Raw genomic sequence first — 13,426 nt, forward strand, 5'->3', positions numbered from 1 at the left:
GCCCTCACCCGCGCACTACCGCGTCAAGGCCGACAACGTCACACGGCTTCAATGGCCACTGCGATCCCCTGTCCTACACCGATGCACATGGTCGACAGCGCGCGTTTGCCGCCTGTGACCTGCAACTCCAACACCGCAGAGCCGACAATCCGCGCGCCTGACATGCCCAGCGGATGACCAAGCGCGATTGCACCACCATTGGGGTTCACTCGGGGATCGTCATCCGCAACGCCAAGATCTCGCAAGGTGGCAAGGCCTTGGCTGGCAAAGGCCTCGTTCAGCTCGATCACGTCAAAGTCGGATTGCGACAGCCCCAAGCGTGCCATCAGCTTTTTCGAGGCAGGCGCCGGCCCAAACCCCATAATCCGTGGCGGCACACCAGCGGTCGCCCCGCCGAGAACCCGCGCAATCGGGGTCAAACCGTTTGCGTTGGCCGCCGCCTCAGACGCAAGGATGAGCGCCGCCGCACCATCATTGACACCCGAGGCATTTCCCGCCGTGACCGACCCGCCTTCACGAAATGGCGCACGTAACTTGGCCAGATCCTCAAGCGTCGTTTCGGGACGCGGGTGTTCGTCGGTGTCGACGATCCGGGGCTCTCCCTTCCGCTGTGGGATGCTGACCGGCGTGATCTCCCGCGCCAGCCGACCGTTTTGCATTGCGATCCCAGCCTTGTGCTGGGACCTAAGCGCAAAAGCGTCCTGATCCTCGCGGCTTACGGAGAAATCTTCAGCCACGTTCTCAGCTGTCTCGGGCATCGAATCGATCCCGTATTGCGCTTTGATCAAAGGATTGACGAAGCGCCAGCCAATCGTGGTGTCTTCGATTGACGCGCTGCGGGAAAAGGCACTGTCGGCCTTGGGCATCACGAAGGGCGCGCGCGACATGCTTTCGACGCCACCCGCAATCATCAGCTCGGTCTCCCCTGCGCGGATGGCCCGCGCCGCCGTGATCACCGCATCCATGCCCGACCCGCAAAGCCGGTTCATCGTCGTTCCAGGTACCGTCTCAGGCAGACCCGCCAGCAAAAGCGACATGCGCGCGACATTGCGGTTGTCTTCACCTGCCTGATTGGCGCAGCCATAGATCACCTCGTCCACCGACGCCCAATCAACACGCTGGTTGCGTGCCATCAAGGCGCGCATGGGCACCGCCCCCAGATCATCCGGCCGGACTGATGACAATGCACCACCGTAACGCCCTATGGGGGTTCGGATGTAATCGCAGATGTAAACGTCACGCATCGCCGGACTTCCTTCTATCAATTTCTTTCCGCTCGGCCCTCAACGGCGCCAGCATATCCTGGACCGAGCCGCTCGGGGCTTTTGGACCTGCAGCGGTGGATACGGCAGCCATCATAGCTTTGATCCGCTTCATTGGTTGGCCGGAAGCCCACCAAATCGGCCCCCCGGTCCAACGAGGAAAGCCATAACCGTGAACAAGTGTCACGTCGATATCGCCAGAGCGCTGCGCCACGCCCTCCTCAAGAACCAAAGCGGCTTCATTGAGGATCGCACCCAGCAGTCGGTCCTGAATGTCTTCAACTGAGAACACATGGCGCGTGATGCCCTTGGCGGCGCGGGCCTCGTCGATGATCGCTGCGACTGCGTCTGACGGATGCGCTTCGCCGGTATCGTAATCGTACCAGCCGCCGTTCGTCTTGCGGCCGAACCGGCCCGCCTCGCAGAGCCTGTCCGGTATCTCGACATAGCGCGTGGCGGGATCGCGGGTTGCCGCCTGCCGTTTGCGCATGTTCCAGGCAATGTCGAGACCAGACATATCCCCCACTGCAAACGGGCCCATGGCAAAACCAAACTCCGTCGCGGCAGTGTCAACGTCTTGGGGGGTTGCGCCCTCTTCGATCAGGAATTCGGCATGCCGCCGATACGCGGCGTAGATGCGGTTGCCGATGAAGCCCTCGGCCACCCGCGCCACCACGGGCTGCTTTCCTAGCTTCTTTGCCAAATTCAGTGCCGTCGCCAATGTGTCAGCGGACGTGTCCTTGGTGCGCACAACTTCAAGAAGCTTCATGATATCGGCAGGGCTGAAGAAATGCAGCCCGACCACATTCTCGGCGCGCGATGTGACGGCAGCCATCTCGTCGATGTAGAGGTAAGACGTATTGGTCGCGAGGATCGCGCCGGGTTTCAGGATGGCATCCAACGCGCCGAAGAGCTCTTTCTTCACGGCCATGTCTTCAAAAACGGCTTCAAGCACCAGATCGCATTCCGCCAAATCAGCCAGATCCGCGCTTGGCGTGAAAAGCGCTTTTCGCTGTTCGGCGACATCAACGCTTATGCGGCCCTTGGCAACGCCATCATCCAGCGCTTTCACGATGGCATGGGCCGCTTTGTCACGCGCCCGCGAGTCCCGTTCAACCAAAGTGACCCGCAGTCCCGCCGCCAGCATCGCCCGGCAGATGCCCTGCCCCATTGTGCCGCCGCCGACCAGACCGACCTGCGTGATCTCTGCTGGCTTGGCCTGCAACCCGTCGACCCGCATGGCGGCGCGTTCGGCAAAGAACAGATGGCGCAGCGCAAAGGCCTCTTCCTCAAATCGGAAAGTCTGGAACGCGGCGCGCTCAATCAGCAGTGCATGGTCGGCCGGAAGTTCCGCGGATAATTTGACGAGAGCGACCGCCTCGACAACGTTTGGGCGTCCTTTTCCGCGTCGCAAGGCGGTGCGTTCAGCCGCCTTGCAAGCCTCAGGGTCGACAGCAGGCACAGGCAAATAGCGCAGCCTTCGTTTACCCGAAGCTGCCCGGATCGCGTCTTGCGCGGCGGCGATCAGGTCTTCGGCCTCACTGCTTGCCGACAGCGCATCCACCATCCCCAAGTCTAAAGCTTCTGGCGCCGGAACATGCCGCCCCGAACACACCAAATCGATAGCATCTGCCACCCCGACAAGGCGCGGCAGACGCTGCGTACCGCCTGCCCCCGGCACCATGCCCAGCGTTACCTCGGGCAGACCCAGAACCGCATTCGGCGCAGCAACGCGCAGATCGCAACCCAAGGCCAGTTCGAACCCACCACCAAGAGCGGCACCATGGATCGCAGCGCATACCGGATGTGGGCAATCCTCAATCGCCTCGATCACCTGCGGCAGTTCCGGGGGCACCAGCGGAGCGCCAAATTCCTTGATGTCCGATCCGGCCATGAAACTGCGACCTGCCCCAATGATGATGACACCCTGGAGGTCCATTTTCGACGCTTCGGCCAGACATGCCAGCAAACCCTGCCGCACCGCAGTTGAGCCGGCGTTAACCGGTGGGTTGTCTATCGTCACTATACCAAAACCATTCAGTATCTCTGTGCGAACAACGCTTTCGTCGCAGATCATCTTCGTACTTTCATCAGGAGAAGATCGGGCTGGTTAGGGCCATCACAATGCACATGATGAAAGTCAACCCGTCGACCAAAACCGCCGTAAGTGCGGTAAAAACGCTTTAGGCAGCGCAAAAAATGCTGTTGCAGCCTCAACAACCACGCATGCATTTTTGACCCAGTGCCTGGCAATTTGCATGGCCTTCCCTTTCCCGCCGCCAATTCAGTCATAAACATAGCTTTTAGATCGATGTCAACATCGTCTGAGGGCACAACACGCCTTCAGAGCGCTGCAACCAATGAGAAGCAACGAGAAAAATGATGACTTTTTTTGGGGGGTCTTTCACCAATATCATCCATGAAAGCAAGGGTCACGTTTTTGCCCGAGACAGGACCGCATCTATACTTTTCGAACTTGGGTCGATCTTCAAAATCACCGAGTTCAAGTCTGGAAACGGTGTTCAATTCTGACACCTCTAACCATGTTCCGGAACGATCTTGGACCGGAGGTGCATGTCTTATCCATGTATTCCAACTTGCTATTTTGCGAATTCGCGATTGCGCACCCATAAAAAACTATATAAATAGCTTTTAGTTCGATCATAGATTGCCTGGACCGCGAAAGCCCGGGCCAAACCGAACCACGACGCAGGGCGCGACACGTCAATCCAGGGGACGGGCACAGGGATGACATCGGAAGTTTCCAAAGCTCAAATCCTCAAAATCGACCGCGGCGGATATCACCTATATGCCGAGGCAATTGCCCCGCAGTCGGACACTGCGCCGTGGATCATCTTCGGAAACTCGCTCGTCACGGACATCACGCTTTGGGATGCGCAGGCCGCTGCACTGGCAGACCGCTATGGAATTTTGCGCTACGATCAGGCCGGGCACGGCAAATCAACTGTGCCCATGCAACCGATCGACTTTGACGATCTCGGCTCCGACCTTCTGGCGGTGATGGATGCGGCTGGCGTCGCGCGTGCGTCCTATGTTGGCTTGTCGATGGGGGTGCCCACCGGCTTAGCTGCCCACAAGATGGCTGCGGATCGGTTCGCCGCGCTGGTCTTGTGCGACGGTCAGGCAAGGACGGCACCCGGTGGTGCCGCTGGCTGGGTTGACCGCATCGCGATGGCGGAAGCGTCCGGGATGGAGGCATTCGCGGCTGCGACAGTGGACCGCTGGCTGACAAGTGGTACCGGTGCGGAGCGTCGCCAAGAACTTGCAAAAATGATTGCGGCAACGCCACTCGACGGGTTCCGCGCCTGCACAACTGCGTTGATGGACTATGACTACGCCGACGAACTTGCCCGCATCACGTGCCCGACGCTTTTGATCGCAGGCGCCGAAGATGGCGCGATACCCGAAGGGATGGCCACCAAGCTCAAACCTGCGATCGCGCAGGCCAAGATGCAGATCATCGAACGCGCAGGCCACGTCCCCTGCTATGAGCAGCCAGATGCGTTCACCGCGATGCTATCCGACTTTCTGGAAACGACCCTGAAAGGTGTCGCGGCATGAAATTGCATTGGTCCCCTCGATCTCCTTTTGTGCGCAAGGTGAGCATCGTGCTCGAAGAATGCGGCATGATGGATCAGGTTGAGCGACTCCACTCTGTCGCCGTTTTCGCCGCGCCTCCGAACCCCGAGATCCTCACGGACAATCCGCTTGGCAAGATCCCGGTTCTGATCACCGACGACGGCCAAACGCTGTTCGACTCCCGCGTGATCTGTGAATACCTGATCGGTTTGTCGGGACACACGGATCTCCTGCCGACTGAGCCAACCTCTCGGATCAAACATCTGCGCTGGCAGGCTTTGGCGGACGGGCTGACGGACATACTGCTGCTCTGGCGCACCGAACGCGGACGTGGTGCTCATGCCGACCCCGTGATCCTGAATTCGTTTGAGACAAAGACCCGCGCCGCCCTTGCCGTGCTCGAAAACGAAAGCGCCGAGCTAAAGCAAACCGACTTCGGATTGGGTCATATCGCAACGGTCTGCGCACTCGGGCAGTTGGAGTTCCGTTATGGCGATTGCGGCTGGAAGGCAGCCTTGCCGGGACTTGCGGCCTGGTATGCCACGGTTTCGACCCGTCCCTCTGTCGCAGTGACGGCCATTGTTGACGATGGCGAAGGGCCTGCGGGTTCTGTCGACGCCTTCCCTTCCTTTACTTACAGGACAACTGGATGACTGGGCCGCTGAACCATATCCGCGTGCTGGACCTATCCCGTATCATGGCCGGGCCTTGGGCCGGGCAGATACTGGCCAATCTTGGTGCCGAGGTCATCAAGGTCGAACGGGCTGGTGCTGGCGACGACACGCGCAAATGGGGGCCGCCCTATCTCAAGGATACCGATGGCAATGACACCGCAGAGTCGGCATATTACCTTTCGGTCAACCGTGGCAAGAAATCCATCGAAGTCGACATTGCCTCGACCGAGGGACAGGCGACGATCAAGGCGCTTGCGGCGACATCCGATGTCGTTCTGGAAAACTTCAAGGTCGGTACACTCGACCGCTATGGGCTAGGCCCCAATGACCTGAAGGCCGTCAATCCCGAGCTGATCTTCTGTTCAATCACCGGATTTGGGCAGGACGGGCCGCGCGCCAAGGACGTGGCTTATGATTTCATGATCCAGGCCATGGGCGGTCTCATGAGCGTAACCGGCGCCCCAGATGACGCGCCCGAAGGCGGGCCGCAGAAAGTCGGAGTACCGATCGTCGACATCATGACCGGGATGTATGCAGCGATCGCCGTGCTTGCCGCCTTGGCCGAGCGCAGTCAGAGTGGCAAGGGCGAAACCGTTGATATCGCCATGCTCGATGTGGCTACCGCCATGTTGGCCAATCAGGCGATGAACCATCTGGTCTCCGGCGAAACACCCGTCAGGCGCGGCAACAAGCACCCGAACATTCAACCGCAAGACGTGTTCCCGGTGCGCGACGGGCACATCGTGCTTGCCGTGGGCAACGACGAACAGTTCCAGCGCTTTGCAACGGCGATTGGCAGGCCAGAGTTGTCTGAGGATGCACGCTATTCGACCAACCGCGAACGGGTCAGGAACCTTGGCACATTACACCCGCTGATCTGTGAGGCTCTTGGCGCCAAGAACTTGGCTGATTGGATCGCGATCTTTGGCGCGCAGAAAGTCCCCTGCGGGCCGATCAACACTGTGCCGATGGTCTTCGCCGACGCGCAGGTGCGCCACAGACAGATACTGCGCGATCTGCCCCATCCTCTGTCGGGCACTGTTCCGTCTGTGGTCAGTCCCATGCGATTTGAACGCGCTGCCTTGCGTTTCGAGACACCTCCACCGCTTTTGGGCCAACACACCAACGAAATCCTCGCAACGCATGGACTGATAAAGAAGACCACAGATTGATGGCACCCCGTATTCCTCTGCCAAGCCCTGAAGAGATGAACGAGGCTCAGAAAGCCGTCCACGACAAGATCGTAAGTGGCCCACGCGGCACGATTGTCGGCCCGTTGCGCGCCGCCCTGCACAACCCGGCTTTGGCAGACCGCTGGCAAGCTCTTGGTCAGGTATTGCGCTTTGAGACAAGCCTGCCTCTCGATCTGAACGAACTGGCCATTCTTGTGACCGCACGGCATTGGAACAGCGAACTCGAGTGGACGATCCACGCAAGGGACGCCCGCAATGCCGGGCTGCGAGAGACCATCATCGAAGCAATCCGAGTGTGTGAGCCGCCGAATTTCACCCGCGAAGAAGAGCGGGAGATCTACGAATTCAGCCGCGAGCTTCTGGAAAACGGCAAAGTTACAGACCTTGCATATAGTTCTGTTCTGGATCGCTGGGGCCCCTCTGGCACGGTGGAGCTGACCGCGCTCGTCGGTTACTACTCTATGGTGGCGATGACGTTGAATGCCCACGGCATTCCCCTGCCCGACCATATCGCTCCGGAATTGAAAAGCGACCCGCCCTCTGTGACAGAGCTGCCGTCGCTGCCCAGACGCGCTGCGGCCGAGTAATCGACGTAACGCACCTGACAGGCTGCCACCGGACCGCTTGCAGATGCGTTCTTTCCGAGCCGTTGCGCGCGTTGCGTGCGTTTCGCCAAACCTCTCTCCACGTCCGACGGATCAGCCAACAGCCGCAGTTTTCTTTGAACAGGTGTGTGTCTTGGGTCCAACGACACGCTGACCGGTTCAGAGGTCAGCGCTCTTGCTGCAAACAGAGAAAGAGTAATAAGCTAGCACAAGTGAACCTTTATGGTAACAAGAGGCCCCAAAACCGGCCCGGAACCGTTCGGAGACAGACATGGCTGATACAGGCAAACCCTCACAGACAGCTACAGCGCTGCGCAAAAGCGCCGTCGCCCGTTACCTGCAACTGGCTGCGCTTTTTCGGCGTCGGATCGAGACCAACGAATGGCCCATCGACTCCCGCATTCCAACGGTCGAGGAACTGGCAAAGGAATGTGGCGTCGCAAACATGACGATCCGACAGGCACTTGGCTTGCTGGAGCAGGAAGGCCTGATCGAGCGATTCCGCGCCAAGGGGACCTTTGTTCGCAAAAGCAACCGCCGCGATTTGTGGTGTGAGGTCCAGACAGACTGGAACGGCCTTTTGATGTCGCGCGACAACGCTCATATTGAGCTTCTCAGCAAAGAAACCGGCGCAAAACCAACGGATTATCCGAGCGGATACAGCACGCTCGCCCCCTCCTACCTGCACCTGCGCAGACGACACAGCCGTGAAGGCGAGTGTTTCCTGCTGGCAGATGTCTTTATCGACGAACGGTTGGCTCACAAAATCGACGCGGCGGATTTTACGTCAAAGACGTCGATGCGGTTGATCGCGGATATCCCAGGCCTGAAGATCGTGGATGCCCGCCAGGTTCTGACCATCGGTTCGGCCGATCCGGAAGTCAGCGGACTTCTTGGCGTGCCACTCGGAGACCCAATTGCCTATGTTCAACGCGTTGCGGTGGCAGAGGACGGGACAATCGCGCTTGTCGCGAACGGCATCTACCGTGGCGACATGGTTCGTGTTGAGATCAAGCTGACGTGACGCTGCTTTCGGCCCTCCGCGAGGCACGAAGCGACGCCGGTGATCCAACTCGACCAAGTCAAGCATTTCGCTTCGAAACCCTTAAAACAAACGGCAAGTCCAAAAGATTCCAAACAGTTATAGTCGCTTTTTAAAGCCACACTCCAAGACCATCCGGATTTCATGTGATGACGTGCTGTTCACTTGGCATCACTAAAAAGCTACTTTTATAGTCTTTTGAGAGCGTTTATCGAGACCAGAGGAAATTTGCGCTGAAAAGCGGCAAATAAAACATCTTTTGGCGACGGAACAACCAGGTCGCTGCGTTTAACTTTAGAGACTTGGAAACGGAGCCATACAAATATGACCTCGAAAAATCAGACACGCCGGCATCTCCTCGCAACCGGGATTGGTGCTCTTGGCGCAGCCGCCGCGCAACCGCTTCTGGCTGCGACCGCGACACCTCCGGCGACCGAGGGCCCATTCTATCCTACTCCCTCCATGCGCAGCGCAGATGTTGACAACGATCTGGTCAAGATCATCGGCGCAGTCCGCGAAGCGGGCGGCGAAGTCTTCACGCTCAAGGGGTGCCTCACCGACAAAGATGGCACCCCTCTGGCCGGTTACCGCATTGAGATCTGGCAATGTGACATGAACGGCAAATACCTGCACAGTGGCGATCGCCAGAGCATCGCGTTCGATGCCGGCTTTCAGGGCTTTGGTCACGACATCACAGGCGCCGATGGCAGCTACAGCTTTCGCACCATCAAGCCCGTGACCTATCCGGGCCGCACGCCCCACATTCACGTCAAAGTCTTTGACGACAGTCGTGAACGTTTGACGACGCAATTCTACATTGACGGCCATCCGGCCAATGGTCGGGACCGCATTTTCAATCGACTGTCGGACGCCGAGGCCAAAGCCGTATCCATGGTCTTTACCCCAAGCGCCGAGGGCGAGCAGGCGACAGTCGACGTCATCCTCTGACGAGAACCCGCTCCCGGTCGTGTCGCTCGGTCCGAAGTCGTAAGGTGTTGGGTCAATCGCTGTTCAACGGATGTACCCACACCTCCGCCTCTGGCTCATGGGGTGCGCGGGTTCCATCGCTGACAGCGCCAAGCCGTTTTGCCACCGCCTGCGACCGGGTATTTGCAACATTGATATAGCTGTAAAGCCGGCCCAGCCCGAGTGCCTCAATGGCCCAGGTCTTGACTTCCCGCGCGGCTTCTGTGGCAAATCCTTTCCCCTCTGCCCCTTCGAACAAATGCCAAGCCAGTTCGATATCGGGCCAATCGGAATGCTGGATCAAACCGTCGCGGCCAATCGGCTGCCCCGTGCTCCGTTCGACCAGAGTAAAGAAACCGAAGCCGTGCCATTGCCAGTGACCGATGCCTGTCAGAAAACCGAACCACGCCTGTTGAGAGGTCACCGTTTCCCCCTGCGCCTGCAGCGATGGAGCACTTGTCATGAAACGGGTGAACGTCGGCAGGTCATTCCTTTCTGGTCCGCGTAATATCAACCGCTCGGTCATCAAAGTGGGTGCCGTCGTGAGAGTCTGCATAGAATTTACCTGTCCGGTCAAAAACTTGGGGCCGTCTGGACCACCATAGTATCTCCGATAGATCAGACCCGGGCTTTGTTTTTCTCAGCTCTGCCTTGAAGCGCGCATCTCGGCCAGAATGGCGGCGCGTTTGTCCAGAGCGGCCGCTGTTGTCTGATCATAGATGCTGTTGCCATGAGCATCGATGCCGACCGTCAGGGGGCCTAGCCGATCAACCTCGATCCGCGCAATACGGTAGTGCGAAATCATTTCAGGCCAGCCGATCCCGGTGACCCGCTTGATGCCCGCGGTGATGATTTCCGCACCGCCGCCAAGGAAGGAAAGATACACGCAGCCCGTCTCGGCCATGGCCTGCGCGCTTTCAGCACTCAGTCCCCCTTTGCCGCCCGTAGCCCGCAGGCCGAGCCCCGGAATGAGACGCGGCATGTGGCCGTTGAACCGCGTGCTGGTCGTGGGGTTCATATAGACGATCCTCAGCGATCCATCCTCGGCTTCTTCATTCAGGCTACCCAAATGAAACAGCGCAGCGCCTCGCATATCAAAAGGCAGAGGCTCCACCCCATCCAGGCATCCCAGCAAACGGTCATGGGTCGGCATTCCGGCCGTCGCGAACACTTCACCGGTCAGATACACAAGATCGCCGATCTTGAGCGCGCGCACCGCGTCTTCGGTCAGCGGCAGGGTCAAGTCGTGTTCCCGCAGAGTCATTATTCGCCCCACTCCATCCGACCGTCCCCCCAGATCTTCACGCTGGTGCGGCGGTTGATCCAGCAGTTGAACGCCACGGCAACGGGTGTGAAGCCATGGCCACTTGAATAATCCACATGCACCCCGAGCACGGTTGTGTCGCCACCAGTGCCCATTGGCCCAAAACCCAGCGCATTGACGGCCTTGAACAAGCGCTCTTCAATGGATGCCAGCGTTGGCTCGGGGTTGGTCTGACCGATTGGGCGCAAGGTCTGCTTTTTGGCCAGACCCGCACAATGGTCAAAGGTCCCACCGATCCCGACCCCCATCACCACCGGCGGGCAGTGCTGCGCGCCTGCCTTGATCGCCACGTCGAGGATATATGTCTCGATCTCTTCAAGCGACGGGAAGGTAAACAACTACATCGCCGCCCAGCGCCCCGATCCAAGCGCCTTGGGCGAGCAGATCATCTCGACATAATCGAGGCCACTTTCGAAGTCATAGCTGACGATGGGCATGTCCTTGCCGTGATGGCCCCTCTCCAATGTCAAAGGATTGGTCACGTGCTTGAGCATTGGCGGATCAATCGTCTCAACCAACTCTTCATAACCCGCGCGGATCGCTGCTTTGAAATCACACGCCAACGGGGCCTTCGCACCGATCTTGACAAAGTATACAGGCACTCCGCTGTCCGAGCAGACGAACCGATCCTTCTTTTCCGCCAGTTCCGCGCTGCGCAGTTGCAGCTCAAGCGTATGACGCGCGGTCTCGTTGGTTTCCGTCTTCATCGCGCCTGCAAGGGCCGCCTTTGCGTCCTCGGGCACTTTGCGCAATGCGCGGGAATACAGCTCGCGCGTCGCCGTGTGGATCATCTCGTCAGTGATCGCCATGCCTGCGCCCCTGCTGTTCGCACCGAAACTGCGCGATGTTGCATTCACGGTTTGAACACGGGCACGCGTTTTTCCCGGAACGCCGCCATCGCTTCGGCGCTGTCCTCGGAGGTCGAGAGTGCCTTGGTTTGCCCTTGTTCAACGCGGTAACCCTCGTAGATCGACTGTCCCTCTGTCACCTGGAAAGACGCCCTTGCCGCCCTCACCGCCGATGGACTGGCCTTCGCGATGTCTCGGGCAATGCCCATCGCAGTTTCCATCAAATCCTCTGGCGCGGTACAGGCCGACGCCACGCCCATGCGCAGCAAGTCAAGTCCGTACAGTCGGCGCGCGGTGAACAGCATCATGCGCGCATCGGATTCACCCAAATGACGGCGCACATGCGATACACCGCCAGCGAGGCCGACAGTCACCTCGGTCATCTGGAGGTATCCCTTTTCCGAGAACACCAAGATGTCGCAGCACAATGCTGTCACACAGCCTGCTCCGATGGCCGGGCCATTGACTGCGGCGATGACCGGCTTGGGGCACTCCATGATACAATCAAAGCTGGCCCGAACGCGGCGATTGTGCGCCGTGTAATTTCCGGGTTCTTGTGTAGGCCGCTCGGACAGATCCGCCCCGGCAGAAAACGCCTTCCCCTCACCTGTCAGGATGATCGCACGGACATCGACCCTGTCCCCCAAGCTGTCCATGACCACCTGCATCTCCTCGCGCAGCCTATTGTTCTGCGCATTCACGGGCGGGCGGCTGATGGTCACCGTGGCGACGTAGTCGGCAACGGCGACTTGAAGCGTTTCAAGGATCATTGAGGGCTTCCTGTATGGGGTGTTCTTGCTGAATACCGCGCCATTTCAGACAGCAAGCCATGCGATACAAGTTAAAAATCTAATCATATAGCTTTTCACTATTCGAGCGGGGTTTAGACGATCCTACCCCTCGCCTCAGCACCAAAAGACTGAAAAAGTTGTTGCCATGAAAAAGCTTGGCAACTGCCGCGCAGAAACAATCACTCCCCGATAAATGCCTTGTAGAGTTCCGAAATACCTGCAGTGACAGGCCCCGGTGTGCCGCTACCCACGTTGCGCCCATCGATCATCGTCACTGGAGTGATCCCACCTAACGTTCCGGTCACAAAGGCTTCATCCGCCGCATAAGTTTCGGCAAGCGTGTAATCCTTTTCGAAAACCGGTTTGCCTGCATTGTTCCACAGCGTGATGACTTTGGACCGCGTGATCCCGTTGAAACAGGTGCTTCCGGTAGACGTCCACAACTCCTCGCCCCGGACAATAAAGAAATTCGTCGAATTGCAGCTTGCCACAAAGCCGCGGTCATCCAGCATCAAAGCCTCGTCCGCGCCCATATTGATCGCCTGGATCAGCGCTTGAATGAAATTCAGCCGCGAATGGGAATTCAACCGCAGATCGAACACATCCGGCGTCGAACAGCGGATGGTCGAGGTCAGCAATTTCAATCCACGCGCCTTGAGCGCCGCATTGGGTTGCTTGTATTCCGCAACGATGACGATGGTTGCGCCGCCAACGATAAATCGCGGGTCCTGGTTCGGAGTGGATTTCACGCCGCGCGAAATCATCAAACGAATATGCGCGCCGTCTTCCATCTTGTTATGACGGAGGGTCTTCCAGATTTCGCCAACCAATGCGTCCCGATCCATCCCGATATCCAGTTGGATGGAATTGGCGCCCTCATAAAGCCGCGCCATGTGGTCGTCGACCGCAAGAAGCCGCCCCTTCACAAGCCGCAGCCCCTCCCACACTCCGTCCCCCAGAACGAAGCCACTGTCGAAGACTGACACACTGGCCGCGTCACGAGGGAAAAACGCTCCGTTCACATAAACTTCGACTTCGTCGTTCCGGGAGTCTGGAGCGTAGCTTTGGGCGCTGGCTTGGGTGGCGTCGTTCATGGCGCAGTCCTGTTTTGAAAGTGGTCT

General features: G+C 58.7%; 12 protein-coding genes and 1 pseudogene. 6 read left to right on the forward strand and 7 right to left on the reverse strand.

What is annotated here, in order from left to right:
- Window positions 1–38: 38 nt before the first annotated feature.
- Both pcaF and ACMVPR_RS09760 read right to left on the reverse strand, forming a co-directional pair.
- Window positions 39–1,244 carry a 3-oxoadipyl-CoA thiolase gene (pcaF, locus tag ACMVPR_RS09755; protein ID WP_416882702.1) on the reverse strand — a complete coding sequence of 402 codons (1,206 nt, stop codon included), beginning with the start codon at window positions 1,242–1,244 and terminating at the stop codon, window positions 39–41.
- Window positions 1,237–3,339: a 3-hydroxyacyl-CoA dehydrogenase NAD-binding domain-containing protein gene (locus tag ACMVPR_RS09760; protein WP_416882703.1), complete on the reverse strand. Its 2,103-nt coding sequence runs from the start codon at window positions 3,337–3,339 to the stop codon at window positions 1,237–1,239. Before ACMVPR_RS09760 ends, pcaF begins: the two co-directional genes overlap by 8 nt.
- 671 nt (window positions 3,340–4,010) lie before the next feature.
- Here ACMVPR_RS09760 and ACMVPR_RS09765 point away from each other — a divergent pair.
- From ACMVPR_RS09765 to ACMVPR_RS09790, 6 genes are all read left to right on the forward strand, one after another.
- Window positions 4,011–4,844, forward strand: coding sequence for an alpha/beta fold hydrolase (locus ACMVPR_RS09765; RefSeq protein WP_416882704.1), 834 nt, complete (start codon window positions 4,011–4,013; stop codon window positions 4,842–4,844).
- Window positions 4,841–5,515, forward strand: a complete 675-nt coding sequence (locus ACMVPR_RS09770; protein WP_416882705.1) for a glutathione S-transferase family protein — start codon at window positions 4,841–4,843, stop codon at window positions 5,513–5,515. Before ACMVPR_RS09765 ends, ACMVPR_RS09770 begins: the two co-directional genes overlap by 4 nt.
- The gene (locus ACMVPR_RS09775) at window positions 5,512–6,708 is read left to right on the forward strand and encodes a CaiB/BaiF CoA transferase family protein (RefSeq protein WP_416882706.1); all 1,197 of its coding nucleotides are present in this window, start codon (window positions 5,512–5,514) and stop codon (window positions 6,706–6,708) included. Before ACMVPR_RS09770 ends, ACMVPR_RS09775 begins: the two co-directional genes overlap by 4 nt.
- Entirely contained in the window at window positions 6,708–7,316 is a 609-nt protein-coding gene (locus ACMVPR_RS09780) for a carboxymuconolactone decarboxylase family protein (RefSeq protein ID WP_416882707.1), read from the forward strand. The genes ACMVPR_RS09775 and ACMVPR_RS09780 overlap by 1 nt, the downstream gene beginning before the upstream one ends.
- Before the next feature lie 289 nt (window positions 7,317–7,605).
- The gene (locus tag ACMVPR_RS09785; protein WP_300587706.1) at window positions 7,606–8,358 is read left to right on the forward strand and encodes a GntR family transcriptional regulator; all 753 of its coding nucleotides are present in this window, start codon (window positions 7,606–7,608) and stop codon (window positions 8,356–8,358) included.
- Between the two features lie 342 nt (window positions 8,359–8,700).
- Window positions 8,701–9,324: a hypothetical protein gene (locus ACMVPR_RS09790; RefSeq protein WP_416882708.1), complete on the forward strand. Its 624-nt coding sequence runs from the start codon at window positions 8,701–8,703 to the stop codon at window positions 9,322–9,324.
- Between the two features lie 52 nt (window positions 9,325–9,376).
- Here ACMVPR_RS09790 and ACMVPR_RS09795 read toward each other — a convergent pair whose 3' ends face one another.
- The 5 genes and pseudogenes from ACMVPR_RS09795 to ACMVPR_RS09815 all read right to left on the reverse strand — a co-directional run bounded on the left by ACMVPR_RS09795 (window position 9,377) and on the right by ACMVPR_RS09815 (window position 13,399).
- Window positions 9,377–9,898 carry a GNAT family N-acetyltransferase gene (locus ACMVPR_RS09795; protein ID WP_416882709.1) on the reverse strand — a complete coding sequence of 174 codons (522 nt, stop codon included), beginning with the start codon at window positions 9,896–9,898 and terminating at the stop codon, window positions 9,377–9,379.
- Between the two features lie 84 nt (window positions 9,899–9,982).
- Entirely contained in the window at window positions 9,983–10,606 is a 624-nt protein-coding gene (locus tag ACMVPR_RS09800) for a fumarate hydratase C-terminal domain-containing protein (protein WP_300587709.1), read from the reverse strand.
- A pseudogene (locus tag ACMVPR_RS09805) lies at window positions 10,606–11,475 on the reverse strand (fumarate hydratase). Before ACMVPR_RS09805 ends, ACMVPR_RS09800 begins: the two are co-directional and overlap by 1 nt.
- Before the next feature lie 44 nt (window positions 11,476–11,519).
- Window positions 11,520–12,284: an enoyl-CoA hydratase/isomerase family protein gene (locus tag ACMVPR_RS09810; protein WP_416882710.1), complete on the reverse strand. Its 765-nt coding sequence runs from the start codon at window positions 12,282–12,284 to the stop codon at window positions 11,520–11,522.
- A 200-nt stretch (window positions 12,285–12,484) separates the two neighbouring features.
- Window positions 12,485–13,399, reverse strand: a complete 915-nt coding sequence (locus ACMVPR_RS09815) for an aminotransferase class IV (protein ID WP_416882711.1) — start codon at window positions 13,397–13,399, stop codon at window positions 12,485–12,487.
- Window positions 13,400–13,426: the final 27 nt, after the last annotated feature.

It is taken from the genome of Marivita sp. (assembly GCF_048006345.1).
Lineage (GTDB): Bacteria > Pseudomonadota > Alphaproteobacteria > Rhodobacterales > Rhodobacteraceae > Marivita.